The organism is Microbacterium testaceum, from assembly GCF_029761935.1.
Classification (GTDB): domain Bacteria; phylum Actinomycetota; class Actinomycetes; order Actinomycetales; family Microbacteriaceae; genus Microbacterium; species Microbacterium testaceum_A.
Genome location: NZ_CP121699.1, coordinates 1,233,811 through 1,251,848, shown reverse-complemented (window position 1 = coordinate 1,251,848; position 18,038 = coordinate 1,233,811). Strand labels below are relative to the sequence as shown.

The following is an 18,038-nucleotide window of genomic DNA, read 5'->3' as shown; positions in this document are numbered from 1 at the left end:
AGCGGGGTCAGCCCACCTCTCCGCGCGCCGCGGTGGTGGCGACCTCGACCTCCGCCGCGTCGGAGAACGCGACCTTCGGGACGAAGAACAGCAGCACGGCGGCGAGCAGGCCGCCCGCGCTGCAGATGATCCACACGGTGACGTAGCCGGCGAACGGTGCGGCGGTTCCGATCGCGGCTCCCGCACCGCCGGCCAGCACCACGCCGAAGATCGCGGACGACATGGTGCCGCCCATCGTCTTGGTCGTGTTGGTCATCGCCGAGGCGACGCCCGTCTGTCCGCGCGGAGCCGCCGCCGCGGCGGCGGCGGGCATCGCCGCGACCAGGGCGCCCGCGCCGAGACCCGCGATGCCGAGGCTCAGCAGCACCTGCCACAGCTGGTCGTGCAGGGGGAGGAGGAGGGCGTACCCGACACCGACGAGAGCCGCGGCCCCGATGAGCATGACGCGCGGGCTCGCGCGACGCGAGGTGACGGCGAAGAGGACGGCGCCGACGATGAGCGAGAGCAGGTAGGCGCCGACCACGTTCGAGCGCTGCGTCGCGTCGAGGCCCAGGCCGTAGCCGAGGGCGGGGTCGGTGCCGATGTAGGTGACGAGCGGCCCCTGAGCCCCGAGCAGGCTGATCCCGACGAGGAAGGCGGTGGCCTGCACGGGCCACATCTCGGGACGCCGGAGCATGCGGATGTCGATGGCCGGATCGGGTTGGCGCAGCTCGTAGCGCACGAAGAGCGCGCCGAGGATCACACCGACCACGAGGAGGCCGCCGATGACGAGGGGGCCCGGGCCCGCCGGCAGGCGCACGAACGACAGCGCCCCGGTGATGAACAGCAGAGCACCGGCGAGGATGACGAAGCCGCCGACGTCGAGGCGGCGCGGCTCGCTCGAGCGCTCGGACTCGGGCACCCCGAGCCAGATCGCGACGCTGATGAGGGTCACCACGACGGCCGGGATCGCCAGAGAGAGCTGGAGGTCGCCCCCGCTCGCGGCGAAGAAGCGACCGGCGGCGAGGGCGCCGAGGATGCCGCCGAACTGCAGGCCGACGACGAGGAGTCCGGCGGCACGGCGCGTCTGGGACACTCCGCGCTGCTGGCGGCGTCCGCGGTCGAAGATCAGGGCGATCTCGAGGGGCAGCCAGACGACGTAGAACCCCTGGAACGCCCACGCCACGAGGAAGGTCGTGAACGAGTCGGCGAACACCAGTGCCCAGCTCGCGAGAGCGGTGGCGATCGCCGAGAGCAGCAGGATGCGCTTGTGCCCGAACATGTCGCCGAGCTTGGCGAGGACGGGGAGGACCAGGGCCGACACGAGGAGCTGGGCCGCTTCGAACCAGTTGATGTCGGCGTCGCGGATCCCGAGGTGCGTGACGATCTCGGGGAACAGGGGGATGTAGAAACCCTGGAGGATGCCACTGGCCAGCTCCACGAGAACGAACCAGCCGATGAGACCCGCGGTCACCCCGAGTGCGGAGGTGCGCACCCGTGCGACCGCGCCGGAGACGCGCGACATGGCGTGAGAGTAACACCGCGAGCACCGGGGTCGACGGCGCGGGGGGACGCGCCGCGGAGCGCGCGCGGGGCGCCTCTCGCCGTCGCGGCGCGGCGGCCGGCCTGGAGCGTGCTATGTTCGCTCGTAAACGTGCAAAAAAGGAGCTGGCGCGAATGGGGTGGGACGCGCGGGCCGTGGCGGTGGACGGAGCGGGATTGCGCTCCGGCATGACCGCCGCAGAGATGGTGGCGCGGTTCGCCCGACTCAACGAGCTGGCGACCGCCGATGCCCTGCGCGAGTTCGCCGACCCCGGCTCCCCGGCACCGACCTTACGCGCTCGGATCGTCTCCGCGCGCTTGGCCGACGAGTCCCGCCTCCGGGGTGGTCGATCGGAGTCGCACGCCGATGCGGTGTTCGACCGCTGGCTGCGCGCGCACGGGATGATCCCGCATCGCGGCGTGGCCTGGGGCCGCGTGAGCACGCTCGGGCCATACTCCCGGCTCGTCCTGACGCTCGCGGCCACCATGCGCGTGGGGACGCGTGCCGCCCTCGTGCGCCTCGACCACGACGTGCGTCGCGTCACCCGGGCCCTCGAGGAGGAGGGGTGCGACGCGGCGTTCGAACAGTTCCATCGCGATGCGCGCGCGTTCGCCCACCCGTCGTTCCCGCGCGTGCAGGCGGGGGTGCTCGTGAGTCCGGTGCGCGGCTGGCGATGGAACGAGCGGGAGCGCTTCTCGCGCCTTCTGAACCGGCACGGCCTCCGCGCGCGCTCGGGATTGGCGGAGGACCAGTGCCACGTCGACGCGGGGGCTCCGCTCGTCATCTGGAACCCCCGTCTCGCGACCCTGCCGATCGGCGAGGCGCCCGTGACCGTCGCGGATCTCCGGGTGATGGCGCGGTCCTGAGCGCGCTCGCCGCGACCCGACGGCGATGTCCCGCGTCGGCCTGAACCCCGGGGCAGGGACCCGCGGCGGGGAGCGGTTCCAGAGTGTGTTAGTTTCTGCTTGTAAACGAGCAAAAAGCAGGAGCACCCGTGTTGAGCAGCGTCACTGCCCCCCGTGAGTCCGAGCCCCCGATGTCGCCGGAGCGTCTCGCCCGGGAGAACCTGCCCCTGGCGAAGTACCTCGCCGTCGAGAAGGCGCGCAGCGCGCAGCACGTCGATCTCGACGATCTCCTCTCGGCGGCGTACCTGGGCCTGGCCACCGCGTCGATGGAGTACGAGCCCGCCCGCGGCATCCCGTTCGGCGCGTACGCGCGCACGAAGATCACGTGGGCGATCCTCAACGAGATGCGCGCCGCCGACCCGGCGGGCGAGCGCAGTCGCGAGAAGATCGAGCGGGTGCGCGTCGCCGACGAGCTCGTACGGGTGCGAACCGGTCGGGCCGCGACCGTGGGGGAACTGGCCGCCGAATCGGGCCTCGACGCCGAGGTCGTGGCGAAGATGCGGGTCCTCGACGAGATGGTCCGCACCGGGACGAGCTTCGAGGTGCAGTTCGAGAACGACGACTCCCGGCAGGTCGCCGACCTCACCGACAGCGTCATCCTGCCCGAGCACGCCGTCGAGCAGGCCGAGAAGCAGCGCATGCTCGAGCGCATCGTCGACGCCCTCCCCGACCAGATGCGCCAGGTCATCCGCGGGGTCTACCTCGACGAGCGGATGGTCAAGGACGTCGCCGCGGATCTCGCGGTCAGCCACGCCTACGTCTCCAAGCTCCGACGGATCGGTCTCGGACTCATGCGCGAGGCCCTCGACGCGTGGGAGAACGGCACGACGCCCGATCGCTCGACGGCCACGAAGGCCGCCTTCTTCGATGGCATCTTCGGCTCCGCGCCGGCGCCGTCGGGCCGCGGCCCGCAGGCCGCCGCGTCGTCGAGCGTGGACCTGACGGGATTGGCGCTGCCGGCCTGATCCGACCGCACGGATGCCGCCGAGCGGGCGGCCCCGCGGAGTTCTTCGCGCACCTCGGTTACGCCCGGCCCGCCCCGTCGCGATGGTGGGGGGTGCGGGGCCACGGACGGCCCCGCTTCGAATACCCCATCCACGGAGGAACAACATGGGTCTTCAGATCGCAACCAACGTCGGTGCTCTCAACGCGTACCGCAACCTGTCGTCGAACCAGAACGACGTGTCGAAGTCGCTCGAGAAGCTCTCGAGCGGTCTGCGCATCAACCGCGCGGCCGATGACGCCGCCGGTCTCGCCATCTCTGAGGGCCTGCGCTCGCAGGTCAACGGCCTCAACGTGGCCGCGCGCAACGCCCAGGACGGCATCTCGGTCATCCAGACCGCTGAAGGCGCCCTGACCGAGGTCCACTCGATCCTGCAGCGCGTGCGCGACCTCGCGGTGCAGGCGGGCAACGATTCGAACAACGCCGATTCGCGCAAGGCGATCCAGACCGAGGTCACGCAGCTGACCGATGAGCTGGTCCGCATCGCCGACTCGACGAACTTCAACGGCATCGACCTGCTCAAGGGCGGCGACGCCCTGAGCTTCCAGGTCGGGGCCAACGGCGACGCGTCGTCGCAGATCACCGTTTCCCGCGGCGATCTGAAGACCGCTCTCGCGTCGATCACCGACATCACCTACGGAACAGCTGGCGCATCGTCGACGCACGCCCCGACCGCGGCGTTCGCGTTCGATTCCGCTACGACCGCGGCGGCCGCCGTCACGGCGATCGACACCGCGATCAACGAGGTGTCGTCGCAGCGCGCGGGCCTCGGTGCGGCACAGAACCGCTTCGAGTCGACCATCAACTCGCTGCAGGTCTCGGCCGAGAACCTGTCCGCCGCGAAGAGCCGCATCGTCGACACCGACATGGCGGCCGAGATGGTCAAGTACACGGCCTCGAACATCCTGGCTCAGGCGGGCACCGCGATGCTCGCCCAGGCCAACCAGTCGGGCCAGGGCGTCCTGCAGCTCCTGCGCTGATCCGCAGCGCTGACGCGCCGGCGACGCCCGGGCGGGGGATTCCTCTCGCCCGGGCGTCGCTTCACCCGGGATCGCTGCACAGACGGAAGACGGAAGACACCATGAACATCGACGGTCTGGCATCCGGTCTGAAGACCAAAGAGGTCATCGACGCGCTGATGAGCGTCGCGGCGATCCCCAAGACCCTGGTGACGAACAAGATCACCGACCGCACCACCATCATCAGCAACCTGCAGTCGTTGAACACCTCGCTGCAGAGCCTCGCCGACAAGGCGAAGACCGCGGCATCGGCGACCTCGCTCGCGCGCTTCACGGCGACGAGCTCCGCCGACGCCGTCACCGTCACGGCCGGCGACAAGGCCCGTGCGTTCTCGACCGCCGTCGTGGTCGACGCCCTCGCCGTGGCCCACGCCGTCGTCACCGCTCCCGGCGCAGCCGATGCCTTCGCCGGACCGTTCACGCTCGTCGCCGCCGACGGCACGGCGACCGAGATCTCGCCGACCGGCAGCGCGCCGGGCGATCTGGTCGCCGCGATCAACGCCGCGGGCGCGGGCGTCACCGCCACCGTGGTGCCGGGCGGCCGAGGGGCCGATGGCCAGCAGCTGTCGCGCGTGCAGATCACCGCGAGCACGACGGGGGCGGATGCCGCCTTCACCCTGCACCGCGGCACTGCCGCCGACGTCGCCGCCGGAACCGGACCCGACGTCGCGACCGAGGCGGGCGCCGCGATCGTCGCGCAGGGGACCGATGCCGTCATCCGCCTGTTCGCGGGGACCGCCGCCGAGCAGAAGGTCACCAGCTCGACCAACACCTTCGCCGGGATCGGCGAGGGCATCGACCTCACCGTGCGCGCCGTGTCGGCGCAGCCGGTGACGATCACGGTCGCCGCCGACCCGAAGGCCCAATCCGACACCGCGGCCGCGTTCGTCAAGGACATCGCGGCCCTGCTGACCCGCATCGACAACGGGTCCAAAGCCACCGTCGCCGCCCCGGGCGCCGCGACGACGCTGGGCGTGTTCACCGGCGACAGCACGGTGCGCGCCCTTCGCGGCGCGCTCGCCGGCGCCGTGCAGAGCCCCGTCGACGGGATCTCGCCGTCGACGATCGGCATCCGCGTCGACAAGGCCGGGACGCTCACCTTCGACCAGGACGCCTTCGCCGCGGCGATGACGGCCGATCCCGCCCGCACGCAGGCGGTCTTCTCCGCCGTCTCGGATCGCGTCCAGGCGGCCACCGCGCAGTACTCCGACAAGTACGACGGCCTGCTGACGCAGCGGATCACCGGTCAGCAGACGGAGGTCAAGACGCTGCAGCACCAGGTGGAGCGCATGGACCTGCGGCTCGACATGCGGCGCGCCACGCTCGAGCGCACGTACTCCGCGATGGAGGTGCGCCTGTCGGGACTGCAGTCGCAGTCCTCGTGGCTCACCTCGCAGCTGGCCGCCCTCACCCCGTCGTCGAAGTAACCGCGAACAGGAGACAGAACGATGCCCGTCACCACCCTCGCCCGTGCGCAGCAGGAATACCTCGAGCAGCAGGTGTCGTCCGCGACCCCCGAGCGTCTGGTCACCATGCTGTACGACCGGCTGCTCGTCGACGTCGAACGCGCGCGCGTCGCCCAGTCGGCCGGTGACTGGCCCTCGGCCGGCACGTACCTCACGCACGCCCAGGCGATCATCGCCGAACTCAGCGGCTCGCTCGACGCGAACTGGGACGGGTCGGACGGGCTGCGCGGGCTCTACACCTACATCACGGGCCGCCTGATCGTGGCCAACGTCGGTCGGGACGAAGCGGCGACCGAGGAGTGCGTGACCCTGATCGCCCCGCTCCGCGACGCCTGGCACGCCGCGGCCGCCGCCCTCACGGTCTCGTGACCCCCTCGTGACCGACGACGCCGCGGCTTGGGCCGCACTCCTCGACACCTTCGAGCGCGCCCTCGACGGCGGCGACGAGCACGTCCCCGAGGCCTTCGCGCGCCCCGCCGGTCCTCCGCCCGAGCACCTCGTCGCTCGCGCGCGCGCGATCCTCGAGCGGCAACTCCGCGAGATCGAAGCGCTCGGCATCGCCCGCGCCGAGGTCGCGCGCGAGCTCGCGACCCTCCGGCGGATCCCCCCGACGCAGACGAGCGGACCCGTCTACCTCGACGTGCGCGGGTGACCGGGTCGCTCCGCGCCTGACAGGGCCGTGGCGGGGCGGGACGGCATCCCTCCGCATCCGGCGCACGCGGTTACGCCGGGGCGTCCGCGTCGCGATAGTCGGGGCCGAGCACGGATCGCTCATCGCCTGGCCACGGATCGGCTCGCTTTCGACCGGAGTGCCGCGTGCTCGAATCCGTCACCTCAACCGCCCTGTCCAGCGCCCTCGACGCGCTGTCGATCCGGCAGCGCGCGATCGCCGAGAACATCTCGAACGTCAACACCCCCGACTACCACGCCAAGCGCGTGTCGTTCGAGGACCGGCTCAAGAGCGCCGTCGAGCAGGGCTCCGGACGCGTCGAGGCGATCGTGCAGCGATCGCTGGAGCCCACCCGCCTCAACGGCAACAACGTCAACCTCGACACCGAGACGATGTCGAACATCGACACGGTGCTGCGCTACCAGTTCGCCGCCCAAGCGCTCAGCGGCCAAGCGGCATCCATCACCAAGGCGATCGGGCAGGCCTCCGCATGAGTTTCGACGCGATCGGCATCGCGGGGACGGGCCTGTCGGCCCACCGCAAGTGGTTGGACGCCATCAGCGACAACATCGCCAACGTCAACACCGCCACCCCCGCGGGCCAGGACATGTTCCGCGAGAAGTACGTCACCGTGGCCGAGGGGAGCCGGACACCCGGCGTCTACGTCACGGGCGTGCGCGACTCCACGGCGGAAGGGCGCCTCGTCTACGAACCCGAGCACCCCTACGCCGACGAGAACGGCTACGTCCAGTACCCGAACGTCGACCTCGGCGACCAGATGAGCATGCTGATCCTCGCCCAGCGCGGCTACCAGGCGAACGCCGCCGTCATCGACCGCGCCAAGACCAGCTACGAAGCGGCCCTGCAGATCGGACGAAGCTGATGAGCCTTGCCATCGACCCGACCGCGGCGGTGGGCGTGACGCCCCTGAGCCCGTTGAGCTTCGAGCAGACCGCCGCCCCGGCTTCGGCCGGCGTCGGCGGAGCGTCGTTCGCGACCTCGCTCGCCTCCGCGGTCGAGAACCTGCAGACCCTGCAGTCGACCTCGAACGAGCTCGCGGTGCAGGCCGTCACCGGAGACCTCGACGACATCCACAAGGCCACGCTGGCCTCGGCGCGCGCCGGCGTCACGCTCGACCTCATGGTCGCCGTCCGAGATCGCGGCGTCGCCGCGTTCAACGACGTCATGCGGATGCAGGCCTGACCGTGCCGCGCGTGCTCACGAACTCGTTCGAGCGTCTCAAGAGAATCGTCGCCGGCTTCACCGTCGCCCAGCGCACGATCGCTGTGATCGGCGCCGCCCTGCTCGTCATGGGCGTCATCGCGCTGGGCAGCTGGCTCGCGAAACCGCAGATGAGTCCGCTGTTCACCGGCCTCAGCCCGAGCGACGCGTCCGCCGTCGTCGAGCAGTTGAAGTCGGCGGGGGTCGCCTACGAACTGACCGAGGGCGGAGCGACGGTCCTCGTCCCCGACGCCCAGGTCTACCCGCAGCGACTGGCGGCCGCGGCCGCAGGCCTGCCCAGCGACAACACCGGCGGCTACACCCTCCTCGACAAGATGGGGGTGACGGCGAGCGAATTCCAGCAGTCGGTGACCTACAAGCGCGCGATCGAAGGCGAGCTCGCGGCGACGATCGGCGCGATGTCGGGGGTCACCGCGGCCTCCGTGCAATTGGCCATTCCCGAGCAGAGCGTGTTCGTCGCCGACAAGCAGCACCCCACGGCATCCGTCTTCCTCAAAACCCAGGGCGGGTCGAGTCTCGACGACGACCAGATCGCCGCGATCGTGCATCTGACCAGCGCCTCCATCCCGGGGATGACGCCCGAGGACGTCGCGGTGACCGACCAGTCGGGACGCGTCCTCGCCGCCGTGGGACAGGGGCTCACCGGGTCCGCCAGCACGCAGGCCTCCGATCACGAGGCCAAGGTCGCGGGCTCGGTGACCAAGATGCTCGAGACCATCGTGGGACCCGGCAACGCCACCGTCAGCGTCAGCGCCGACGTCGCCAACTCGACCTCCGAGCGCATGGACGAGACGTACACCGCGCCCGAGGGCGGCGTGATGACGAACGAGCAGACCCGCACGCAGACCTCGACCGGCGGGCAGACGGGGGGAACCGGGATCCTCGGCCCCGACAACATCGCCGTGCCCGACGCCGGCGGTTCGGGGTCGTTCGAGTCCGAGGAATCCACGCGGAACAACGCCGTCAACAAGACGACAGAGAAGACGACCACCCCGGCCGGAGAAGTCACCCGCCAGACCGTCAGCATCGCGCTCGACCGCGGCTCGGTGCAGGGGGTGACCGCCGAACAGGTTCAGGCCCTCGTCTCCAACGCCGCCGGCATCAACACCGCGCGCGGCGACACGGTGACCGTGGAGTTCGTCGACTTCAGCCAGAGCGCCGCCGCGGCCGCGGCCGCAGCCCTCCAGGCCGCGGAGGACGAGAAGGCCGCGCAGGTTCAGTCGGAGATCGTGCGCACCGCCATCATCGGCGGGTCGATCGTGCTGGCAGCCGTCATCGTCGTCGTCGCCCTGCTGGTGCGGCGGCGGATGAAGCGCCGCACGCTGTACACCGAGGACGGGCCCATCGAGTACTTCGCGTCGATGACCGAGACCGAGGAGCAGAAGCTCAAGACCCTCAAGGGCCTCGCCGAGCCGATCGCCCTCCCCGCCGTCCCGCCGACCAAGGTCCTCCCCACGCTCCTCGACATCGAGGAAGAGCCCGAAGCTCCGCAGGTCCTGGTCGAGCAGCGTCGACGCGAGGTCGAGCAGTTGGCCAAGAGCGACCCGCAGAACGCCGCGAAGGCGCTCGCCAACATGATGGATGAGGCGATGGTATGAGCCTGCTCGACTCCCGCCCCGAAGCGGTCGCCGAGGTCGCGCCCACCGCCGTGACCGAGGTGCTCGCCGTCGCCCGCACCCCCCTCTCGGGGCTGCGGAAAGCCGCGATCGTCATGCTCAACATGGATCGCGAGACCAGCGCCGAGGTGCTGCGCCACCTCGGCGAGGCACGCGCCGAGCTGTTGGCGGGCGAGCTCGCCCAGCTGGGCAGCGTCGACACGGCCGCGACCGCGGACGCTCTCGCCGACTTCCGCCGCATCGCCTCGGGCAGATCGCTCATGAGCCGCGGGGGCGAGCAGTTCGCCACGGGACTGCTCGAGACGGCGTTCGGCCGCGAGAAGGCCGTGGGAATGGTCGGTCGCGTCCTGTCGCAGGGGGTGGTGTCATTCGACTTCCTCAACGCCGCCGATCCGACGCAGCTGGCCACGATCCTCGACGGCGAGATGCCGACCACCGTCGCCGTGGTGCTGGCGAACCTGCGGGCCGACCGGGCGGCGGCCGTGCTGGCCGCCCTGCAGGACCCCCTGCGCACCGACGTCGCCCAGGCGATCGCGGAGCTCGGCGTCGCCTCGCAGGAGGCGATCACCGTCGTCGCCGAATCGCTGCGCGCGCGCACGGGCGTGTTCGGCATGCGCGAGGCGCACGAGGCCATCGGCGGCGTCCAACCGCTGGTCGACATCATCAACCGATCCGACACCGCCCTCGAGAAGGCGCTGCTCGCCGGGCTCGACGACCGCGATCACGTGCTCGCCGAAGAGGTGCGCAGTCGGATGCTGACCTTCGCCGACATCGCGCGACTCGAGGACCGCGACGCCCAGCGCGTGCTGCGCGGGATCGACCTGCGGGTCCTCGCCCTCGCGTTGAAGGGCGCCGACGAGCAGATCGGCGAGGTGATCCGCCGCAACATGACCGAGCGCAACCGCGAGAACCTCGAGGAGGAGACGCGAGCGCTGGGGCCCGTCCGCATGCGGCAGGTCGACGAGGCGCGCGCCGAGGTCGTCCGCGTCATCCGCGAACTCGAAGCCGCCGAAGAGATCACCCTCTCGCGCGAGGACGACGACGAGCTCATCGAGTGACCGGTACCCCGATCGTCCTCCCCGGTGGCGGTCGGTTACCGCGACGCCGTCGCGTCGCGATAGTCCGGGAAGAGCACGGATCGCTCGTCGACTTGGCCACGGATCGGCTTCGCCACAACCGCAGGGTGACCGCCGTGTCCGAGTCCGTCTTCACGCCGCTGGTGCTGCCGCGCGTGGGCGAGGTGCGAACCGACGCCCGGACCGTCGCCGACAGGGCGCGTGCGCGGGGCTACGCCGACGGCTTCGCCGAGGGCCGGCGCGACGCCCGGGCCGAGCTCGAACGCGAGCGTCTCGAGGCGGATGAGCGATTCGCCGCGCGCGAGACCGCCGCGCAGGATGCCCACCGGGCGGCGCTGTCGGCGCTGGGCGACGCGCGGGCCCGTCTCGAGGACGGGATCGCCGCGATCGTGGCATCCGATCTGCGACGCATCGAGGAGCTCGCGGTCGAGATGGCCGCCGAGATCCTCGGTGCGGAGATGTCGGATGCCGCCCGCTCGGCCGCGCACGCCGTGCGCCGGGCCGCGGCGCAGACACCCCGGTCGGCCTGGGTGCGCGTGCACCTCAACGAGCGCGACCTGCGCACCCTCCGCACGGTCACGGACCCGTCCCTCCCGGAGGGCGTCGAGGTCGAGGTGGGTGCGGACGTCGACCCCGGGGGAGCGGTCGTGCGGATCGCGCACGGAAGGGTCGACACACGCATCGCCGCCGCGCTGGAGCGCGCGCGCGAGGCCCTCTCGATCGACGAGAACGCCGAGGCATCGCCGTGAGCGCCCCGCGCAGCCGCTGGGAGCGCGCGCTCGCCGCGACGCGGCCGCAGCGCTCCGGCGTCGTGAAGGCCGTGGTGGGCCTCGGCATCGAGGCGCTCGGGGTTCCCGCCGCCGTCGGCGATCGCGTGCGCATCGAGACCTCGGGCGCTCAGGAGATCGACGCCGAGGTGGTGGCCGTCGACGGCGATGCCGTGCGCTGCATGCCCATGGGGTCGATGTCGGGCATCCGCGTGGGTGCTCCCGTGCGTCACTCGGGCGCGGCGCTGAGGGTGCCGACCGGACGCGCACTGCTGGGGCGCGTCCTGGACGGCCTCGGTCGTCCCATCGACGGCCGCGGTCCGCTCGTCGACGCCTCCCTCGTCTCGCTGGCCAACTCGGCTCCCAGTGTCATCGGGCGGCAGCGCATCGATCGGCAGCTCGGGCTGGGAGTCCGTGCGCTCGACACGATGACCCCCGTCGGTGTGGGGCAGCGCCTCGGGCTGTTCGCGGGTTCGGGCGTCGGCAAGTCGTCGCTCATGTCGATGATCGCGCGCGGCTCGACCGCCGACGCGACCGTGATCGCCCTCGTGGGGGAGCGCGGACGCGAGGTCCGCGAGTTCCTCGAGGACGATCTCGGGCCCGAGGGCCTCGCTCGCGCGGTGGTCGTGGTGGCCACGTCGGATCAGCCGGCGATGGCGCGTCTTCGCTCGGCGTTCGTCGCTACCCGCATCGCGGAGCAGTTCCGCGACGACGGCCTCGACGTGGTGCTGATGATGGACTCGCTCACCCGTGTCGCGATGGCGCAGCGCGAGATCGGATTGTCGGCGGGGGAGCCGCCCGCGACCCGCGGCTATCCGCCCTCGACCTTCTCGGTCCTGGCGGGGCTGCTGGAGCGCGCGGGCACCGGCAGCATCGGATCGATCACCGGCTTGTACACGGTGCTCGTCGACGGCGACGACCACAACGAACCCGTCGCCGACGCCGCGCGCGGCATCCTGGACGGGCACGTGGTGCTCGACCGGGCTCTCGCCGTACGCGGGCATTTCCCCGCGATCGACGTGCTGGGCTCGGTGTCGCGCGTCGTCTCGAAGGTGACGACGCCCGAGCAGCGCGAGACCGCGATCGTCCTGCGGCGCGTGCTCGCCGCCCGTCGACAGGCCGACGACCTCATCGACATCGGGGCGTACAAGGCGGGGGCGAACCCCCTCGTCGACGCCGCTCTTGCGCACCGGGGCGCGATCGACGGGTTCCTCACCCAGCGGATGGACGATCTGACCGCGACCGACGACTCCTGGCGGCGCTTGGCCGCCCTGACGACCACTTTCGGAGGACTGTGATGACGTTCCCCCTTTCCGGCCTGCTGCGTGTGCGCGGGATCCAGGAGCGCGCCGCCGCCGAGTCGTCATCCCTCGCCCGTTCCGAGGTCGCCGCTGCGGAGACGGCGGTCGAGCAGGCGGTGTCGAGCCTGAGCGAGATCACCACCGCGATCGACGACGCCGCGACCCTTCTCGCCCTGGCCGCTGCGCGCTCGTCGGGGCAGGCGGCGCTCGCCGACCTGCGGACGCTGGCCCGCCTGCGCCGGGATGCCGCGGAGGCCGCTTCGGCCGCGCACGTGGAGGCGCGTCGTGAGCTCAAGGGGCTCGAGCGACTCGAGGACGCGCACCTCGAGAGCGAGCTCGCGCGGGAGCGCCGGGCCGAGCAGAGCGCCCTCGACGAGATGGCCGTGGTCCGCGCCGCGCGCGATGAGGGGAGTGCGGCGTGAGCGTTCCCCTGCCCGCCGTGGCGACCACCAGTGCGCCGACGCGGGCGACGCGTGCGACGGGGGACCCGGCGACCGGCGCGCGTTTCGGCGACGCGCTCTCGGACGCCGCCCGTGCGCTGGCGGCGGGTGACGGCCATCCCGCCGCCGCGCCGAGCTCCGGGAGCGGCCGGATCGCCGTGGCGGGGCTCTCCGCTGAGGCGTCCGTTTCGGGCGGTGACGATCCGGCCCCCGGTGACGAGTCCTCGTCGGAGGGACCGGATGCCGGGACCCCCGCGCCCGTGGCGATGACGCTGCTGCCCTTCCCGGTGCCGCCGACGACGCCGGGAAGCGGGGAACCGCGAGCCGCGGCCGATGCGCCGAACGCTCTGGCGCTCACTTCCCCGCCGGAGACGGCCTGGGCCGGCACGGCGGGGGAGACGGTCGCCCTCGGTGCCGCGGCCGGTGCGCCGCTGAGCCCCGTCGCGGCGGATGCGCCACCGATCCCCGTGACCGCGACCGCCGTCCTGGCGAGCGTCGGTCCGGCGCCCGGCGCCCACGACGACGCCGCGTCGCTTCTGCCTCCCCCCGACGAGCGCGCGGCCGATCGTGTCGCCGCGGCCGTCGCTCCCGCAGCGGTTCGCCCCGCTGCGGCCGGCGCGGCCCCCTCGCCTCGCCGCCGGGTGGGGCCCCGGCCGCTCCCGCACCGACCCCGGGCGCGGCCCCCGTGATCTCCGCTCCCGCGCCCGCGCCCGCCACCGTCCCGGCCGTTCCCGAGGCCCCCGCCGCGGCCTCGGGAACACCCGCCGCCTCCGGCCCGGACGATGCCTCCCCGGCCGGGGCCGCCCTCTTCGCCGCGGTCGCCCCCGCTTCGCAGCCGACGGAACATGCGCCGTCGACTCCGCCGACCGTCGCCACGACCGCGGTCGCCTCGGCGGCCCCCGTGCCGGCATCCGTCCCCCTCGCACCGTCCCCTCCGGTCGAAGCCGCCGCCGCAACGGTGGCACAGCGCTCGATCGCCGCGCAGGTCGCGCCCGCCGTCGTGCACATCGCTCAGCGCGCCCCGGGCGTCCACCAGATCACCCTCACGGTCAGTCCCGACTCCACCGGGCCCGTGACGGTCCGCGCCCACATCGGCGCGGGGGGAGAGGTGCGCATCGACCTCGCCGGAGCGACCGAGGCCGGCCGAGACGCGCTCCGCGTCATGATCGCCGACCTGCGCCGCGACCTCGCGAGCGTCATGCCGCACGCCCACCTGAGCGTCGGATCCGGCCCCATCGCCGACACCGGCGCGGGGGACCGCGGCGCCCCCGGTGGCGGCGGCTCCCTCGCCGATCAGCCCGGGCGCGGACGCGAGCCCCGACCCGACGCCGCCGGGTCGTCCGCACCCGGCCGCGCGAGCACCCGTCCCCTGTCCGCGCCCTCCGTCGCCCTGACCGGCGGCGGGCTCGACATCGTCGTCTGAGAGGACCCCCGCATGCCCGTCACCCCCATCGCCGGCGCACCCGCCCCGATCCCGGCGAACACCGCGACCGCCGCGGCGGCCGCGAGCGCGCCGAAGAAGGCCCTCGACAGCGAGGTGTTCATGAAGCTCCTCGTCACCCAGCTGACGAACCAGGACCCGTCCACCCCGATGGACACCAACCAGATGATCTCGCAGACCACTCAACTGGCCATGATGGAGCAGCTCACGGCGATGAGCCGCACCTCCACCGAGGCCTTCGCCCTCGACATGCGCCAGGCCGCCTCGACCCTCATCGGCCAGCAGGCCGGCTACCTCGACGCCAAGGGTGCTGCCGTCACGGGGATCGTGACCACGGTGAGCTTCGACGGCGCGATCCCGCAGGTCACCATCGGCGACGCGACCGTCGCTCTCGATGAGATCACCTCCCTCGCCACCGCACCCACCCGCACGTCCGCCTGACCACCCCCACGAAAGAGACCTCCATGCTCCGTTCCCTCTCGTCCGGCATCTCCGGACTCCGCGCGCACCAGACCATGCTCGACGCCACGGGCAACAACATCGCCAACGTCAACACCGCCGGCTTCAAGGGCGCGTCGGTGCTCTTCCAGGACACGCTCTCGCAGGCGGTCGGCGGGGCCGCGATCCCCGGCGCCGACACCGGCGGTCGCAACCCCGCCCAGGTCGGGCTCGGCGTGCAGGTCGCCGGCATCCGCACCAACTTCAGTCAGGGCGCGGCGCAGACCACCGGACGCGGGGGCGACCTGATGATCCAGGGCGACGGCTTCTTCGCGGTGCGCTCGGGCGGGGAGACCCTCTACACGCGGGCCGGAGGCTTCGGCTTCGACGGCGCCGGCAACATGGTCACCGCCGACGGGTCGTTCGTGCAGGGATGGACCGCCCAGAACGGCGTCGTGGCCACCGGGCAGGCGGCGGGCAACATCTCGCTGCCGCAGGGGGCGGTCTCGCCGGCCCGCGAGACGACAGCGGCGACGGTGACGGGCAACCTCCCCTCGTCCGCCGCCGTGGGCGACAAGATCGTCCGCGACATCGCGGTGCACGACGCCCAGGGGGCCACCACCTCGCTCAGCCTCACCTTCACCCGCACCGCGACGGGGTGGGACGTCACCGAGCCCGCGAGCGGCGCCACCGGCACTCTCGCGTTCGTCGACGGCCGCCAGCCCACGGGGCTCACCCTGAACGCCGGCGACATCGAGGTCGACCTCTCCACGGTCACCGGCTTCGCCGACATGAGCACGGTCGCGATCACCTCGCAGGACGGTGCCGCCGCCGGCACCCTGCAGTCGTACTCCATCACCGGGGACGGCTCGATCGTCGGAACCTTCTCGAACGGCCGCACCGAGACCCTGGCGAAGGTCGCGATGGTCACCTTCGCCAATGCGGAGGGTCTCGAGAAGGTCGGGGGCACGGCCTTCCGCGCCACCGTCAACAGCGGCGGCGCCCAGATCGGCGAGGCCGGACAGGCCGGCTTCGGCAAGCTCGTCTCGGGCTCGCTCGAGATGAGCAACGTCGACCTGTCGCAGGAGTTCACCAACCTCATCGTCGCCCAGCGCGGCTTCCAGGCGAGCGCCCGCATCATCACGACGAGCGACGAAGTGCTGCAGGAACTCACCAACCTCAAGCGCTGACCCCACGGCGCCCGACGCCGCGGCCCACCCGAGTTACCCGCGGTGGGCCGCGTCGCGATAGTCGGGGGCGTCCCCTCACCCATCGACCGGAGACCCCTCGATGATCACCCTCACCCGTCTCGACCACACGCGATTCGCGGTGAACCCGGATCTGATCGAGCGGGTGCACGAGTCGCCCGACACGACCCTGCACATGGTCGACGGTCGCGTGTACAACGTCGAGGAGAGCCTCGACGACCTCGTCGATCTCATCGTCGCCTACCGCGCGCGCGTCCTCGCCGCGGCATCCGCCCTCTCGGCACGCTCGGAGCTCTGACGTGGACATCGCTTTCGTCGTCGGGGTCGTGGTGGCCTTCGGCGCGCTGTACGCCATGATCACGATGGAGGGCGCCCACCTGAGCGCGCTCCTGCTGCCGGCGCCGATGATCCTCGTGCTCGGCTCGACCATCGGCGTCGGTATCGCCAGCCACACCCTGCGCGACGCCATCGCGGCGTTCGGCTCGCTCGGCCGGATGGTGCGCGGTCCCCGATCCGCGCCCGCCGCCGTCATCCCGATCCTCGTCGCGTACGCCGAGAAGGCGCGGACCGAGGGGTTGCTGCGCCTCGAGGACGAGCTCGACTCCGCCCCCGACGATTACACGCGCCGCGCGCTGCAGGCGGTCGCCGACGGCGTCGACGCCGAAGACCTGCGGACGCTGATGGACGACGAGATCGTCGCCGAAGCCGCGCGCAATCGCGTGGCCGCCCGCTTCTTCTCGGCCCTGGGCGGATACGCCCCCACCATCGGCATCGTCGGAACGGTCGTCTCGCTCACGCACGTGCTCGAGAACCTCAACAAACCCGACGAGCTCGGCCACATGATCGCGGCGGCGTTCGTCGCGACGCTCTGGGGCCTGCTCTCGGCCAACTTCATCTGGAACCCCATCGCGGGGCGACTGAACCGCATGGCCGCCGTCGAGCAGGAGCGCATGACGCTCGTGTGCGAGGGCATCCTCGCCATCCAGGCCGGTGGGGCCCCGCGTCTCGTCGAGGAGCGGCTGCTGGCCCTCACCACCTACAAGCCCAAGAAGAAGAAGGAGTCCCGGCCCGAGAAGGCCGCCGCGACGGGGGATGCCGAGTGAGCACCAGCCGCCGTGCGCGCACCCGGAGGCATGACGAGGACGACCACGACGAGCCCGACGAGCGCTGGGCGGTGTCGTACTCCGACATGGTGACCGTGCTGATGTGCCTGTTCATCGTGCTGTACGCGGTGTCGATCGTCGACGACACCAAGTACGAGCAGCTCAAGAACGGTCTCGCCGAAGCCTTCGGGCAATCCCAGACCGAGGGCGGCGGCGATTTCACCGAGGGGCTGGTGATCCCGCCGGAACTCCTCGTCGAGGACGGCGTCGAGGACGTCGCGATGCGGGCCGCCCGCGAGGTGGACACCCTCGAGCAGATGAAGGCGCAGATCACCTCCGTGCTGGCCGCCCAGGGCCTGGCCGACACGGTCGACTTCGTCATCGACGAGCGGGGACTGAAGGTCGGCCTCGTCGGCGCCGAGACCTTCTTCACCGACAATCGCACCGACCTCTCGGCGAAGGCGGACGCCGTCCTCGACGCCATCGGCGACGTGCTCGCCCCCGCCGGCAACCCCCTCAGCATCGAAGGGCACGCCGACCACCGAGCAGCCGTAGCGCCGTACGAGAGCAACTGGGAGCTCAGCAGCGGACGCGCCACCAAGGTCGCCCGCTTCCTCGTCGAGCACGAGGGCATCACCGGCTCCCGCGTGCAGGCCGTCGGCTACTCCGATCAGCGTCCGCTCGTCGAGGGGGACACCGCCGAGGATCTCGCCGCGAACCGCCGCGTCGACATCGTCGTGCAGTCCACCGAGGAAGAGAAGGTGCGTGCCCTCATCCCCGGTCTCGTCCAGACCGCTCCGCGGGGCTGACGCCTCGTGTCC

22 protein-coding genes are annotated in these 18,038 nt (G+C 72.0%); 21 read left to right on the top strand and 1 reads right to left on the bottom strand.

Annotated elements, in window-relative coordinates; translation table 11 throughout:
• Positions 1 to 7 precede the first annotated feature (7 nt).
• Positions 8 to 1,504, bottom strand: coding sequence for an MFS transporter (locus QBE02_RS06235; RefSeq protein WP_279367547.1), 1,497 nt, complete (start codon positions 1,502 to 1,504; stop codon positions 8 to 10).
• A 206-nt stretch (positions 1,505 to 1,710) separates the two neighbouring features.
• Between QBE02_RS06235 and QBE02_RS06230 the strand changes: the two genes are divergently transcribed.
• The 21 genes from QBE02_RS06230 to QBE02_RS06130 all read left to right on the top strand — a co-directional run bounded on the left by QBE02_RS06230 (position 1,711) and on the right by QBE02_RS06130 (position 18,026).
• Positions 1,711 to 2,388: a hypothetical protein gene (locus QBE02_RS06230; protein WP_279367546.1), complete on the top strand. Its 678-nt coding sequence runs from the start codon at positions 1,711 to 1,713 to the stop codon at positions 2,386 to 2,388.
• A gap of 131 nt (positions 2,389 to 2,519) precedes the next feature.
• The gene (locus tag QBE02_RS06225) at positions 2,520 to 3,392 is read left to right on the top strand and encodes a sigma-70 family RNA polymerase sigma factor (protein ID WP_279367545.1); all 873 of its coding nucleotides are present in this window, start codon (positions 2,520 to 2,522) and stop codon (positions 3,390 to 3,392) included.
• Positions 3,393 to 3,537: 145 nt separating this feature from the next.
• On the top strand, positions 3,538 to 4,410 hold the full coding sequence (locus QBE02_RS06220) for a flagellin (RefSeq protein WP_279367544.1): 873 nt from the start codon (positions 3,538 to 3,540) through the stop codon (positions 4,408 to 4,410).
• A 101-nt stretch (positions 4,411 to 4,511) separates the two neighbouring features.
• Complete coding sequence (gene fliD / locus QBE02_RS06215) at positions 4,512 to 5,876, top strand: flagellar filament capping protein FliD (protein WP_279367543.1); 1,365 nt, start codon at positions 4,512 to 4,514, stop codon at positions 5,874 to 5,876.
• Positions 5,877 to 5,897: 21 nt separating this feature from the next.
• Positions 5,898 to 6,284 carry a flagellar export chaperone FliS gene (gene fliS, locus QBE02_RS06210; RefSeq protein WP_279367542.1) on the top strand — a complete coding sequence of 129 codons (387 nt, stop codon included), beginning with the start codon at positions 5,898 to 5,900 and terminating at the stop codon, positions 6,282 to 6,284.
• 7 nt (positions 6,285 to 6,291) lie between these two features.
• Positions 6,292 to 6,567, top strand: coding sequence for a hypothetical protein (locus tag QBE02_RS06205; RefSeq protein ID WP_144782227.1), 276 nt, complete (start codon positions 6,292 to 6,294; stop codon positions 6,565 to 6,567).
• 164 nt (positions 6,568 to 6,731) lie between these two features.
• The gene (locus tag QBE02_RS06200; protein ID WP_056226973.1) at positions 6,732 to 7,079 is read left to right on the top strand and encodes a flagellar basal body rod protein FlgB; all 348 of its coding nucleotides are present in this window, start codon (positions 6,732 to 6,734) and stop codon (positions 7,077 to 7,079) included.
• Complete coding sequence (gene flgC, locus QBE02_RS06195; protein ID WP_056226975.1) at positions 7,076 to 7,468, top strand: flagellar basal body rod protein FlgC; 393 nt, start codon at positions 7,076 to 7,078, stop codon at positions 7,466 to 7,468. The genes QBE02_RS06200 and flgC overlap by 4 nt, the downstream gene beginning before the upstream one ends.
• Positions 7,468 to 7,788, top strand: coding sequence for a flagellar hook-basal body complex protein FliE (gene fliE / locus QBE02_RS06190; RefSeq protein ID WP_056226977.1), 321 nt, complete (start codon positions 7,468 to 7,470; stop codon positions 7,786 to 7,788). Before flgC ends, fliE begins: the two co-directional genes overlap by 1 nt.
• A gap of 11 nt (positions 7,789 to 7,799) precedes the next feature.
• On the top strand, positions 7,800 to 9,425 hold the full coding sequence (gene fliF / locus QBE02_RS06185; protein WP_347710275.1) for a flagellar basal-body MS-ring/collar protein FliF: 1,626 nt from the start codon (positions 7,800 to 7,802) through the stop codon (positions 9,423 to 9,425).
• Positions 9,422 to 10,501, top strand: coding sequence for a flagellar motor switch protein FliG (gene fliG, locus QBE02_RS06180; protein ID WP_268103528.1), 1,080 nt, complete (start codon positions 9,422 to 9,424; stop codon positions 10,499 to 10,501). The genes fliF and fliG overlap by 4 nt, the downstream gene beginning before the upstream one ends.
• 134 nt (positions 10,502 to 10,635) lie before the next feature.
• Positions 10,636 to 11,268, top strand: a complete 633-nt coding sequence (locus QBE02_RS06175; RefSeq protein WP_279367540.1) for a FliH/SctL family protein — start codon at positions 10,636 to 10,638, stop codon at positions 11,266 to 11,268.
• Positions 11,265 to 12,584 carry a FliI/YscN family ATPase gene (locus tag QBE02_RS06170; protein WP_279367539.1) on the top strand — a complete coding sequence of 440 codons (1,320 nt, stop codon included), beginning with the start codon at positions 11,265 to 11,267 and terminating at the stop codon, positions 12,582 to 12,584. Before QBE02_RS06175 ends, QBE02_RS06170 begins: the two co-directional genes overlap by 4 nt.
• The gene (locus QBE02_RS06165; RefSeq protein ID WP_279367538.1) at positions 12,584 to 13,009 is read left to right on the top strand and encodes a flagellar FliJ family protein; all 426 of its coding nucleotides are present in this window, start codon (positions 12,584 to 12,586) and stop codon (positions 13,007 to 13,009) included. Before QBE02_RS06170 ends, QBE02_RS06165 begins: the two co-directional genes overlap by 1 nt.
• Positions 13,006 to 13,716 carry a hypothetical protein gene (locus QBE02_RS06160; protein WP_279367537.1) on the top strand — a complete coding sequence of 237 codons (711 nt, stop codon included), beginning with the start codon at positions 13,006 to 13,008 and terminating at the stop codon, positions 13,714 to 13,716. Before QBE02_RS06165 ends, QBE02_RS06160 begins: the two co-directional genes overlap by 4 nt.
• Complete coding sequence (locus QBE02_RS06155; RefSeq protein ID WP_279367536.1) at positions 13,713 to 14,450, top strand: hypothetical protein; 738 nt, start codon at positions 13,713 to 13,715, stop codon at positions 14,448 to 14,450. Before QBE02_RS06160 ends, QBE02_RS06155 begins: the two co-directional genes overlap by 4 nt.
• Positions 14,451 to 14,462: 12 nt before the next feature.
• Positions 14,463 to 14,909 carry a flagellar hook capping FlgD N-terminal domain-containing protein gene (locus tag QBE02_RS06150; protein ID WP_279367535.1) on the top strand — a complete coding sequence of 149 codons (447 nt, stop codon included), beginning with the start codon at positions 14,463 to 14,465 and terminating at the stop codon, positions 14,907 to 14,909.
• Between the two features lie 23 nt (positions 14,910 to 14,932).
• Positions 14,933 to 16,096: a flagellar hook protein FlgE gene (locus QBE02_RS06145; protein WP_056226991.1), complete on the top strand. Its 1,164-nt coding sequence runs from the start codon at positions 14,933 to 14,935 to the stop codon at positions 16,094 to 16,096.
• 100 nt (positions 16,097 to 16,196) lie between these two features.
• Positions 16,197 to 16,412 (top strand): flagellar FlbD family protein, encoded by a 216-nt coding sequence (locus QBE02_RS06140; RefSeq protein WP_056226993.1) that lies wholly within the window; start codon positions 16,197 to 16,199, stop codon positions 16,410 to 16,412.
• A gap of 1 nt (position 16,413) precedes the next feature.
• Positions 16,414 to 17,217: a motility protein A gene (locus tag QBE02_RS06135; RefSeq protein WP_279367534.1), complete on the top strand. Its 804-nt coding sequence runs from the start codon at positions 16,414 to 16,416 to the stop codon at positions 17,215 to 17,217.
• Positions 17,214 to 18,026 carry an OmpA/MotB family protein gene (locus QBE02_RS06130; RefSeq protein WP_268103534.1) on the top strand — a complete coding sequence of 271 codons (813 nt, stop codon included), beginning with the start codon at positions 17,214 to 17,216 and terminating at the stop codon, positions 18,024 to 18,026. The genes QBE02_RS06135 and QBE02_RS06130 overlap by 4 nt, the downstream gene beginning before the upstream one ends.
• Positions 18,027 to 18,038: the final 12 nt, after the last annotated feature.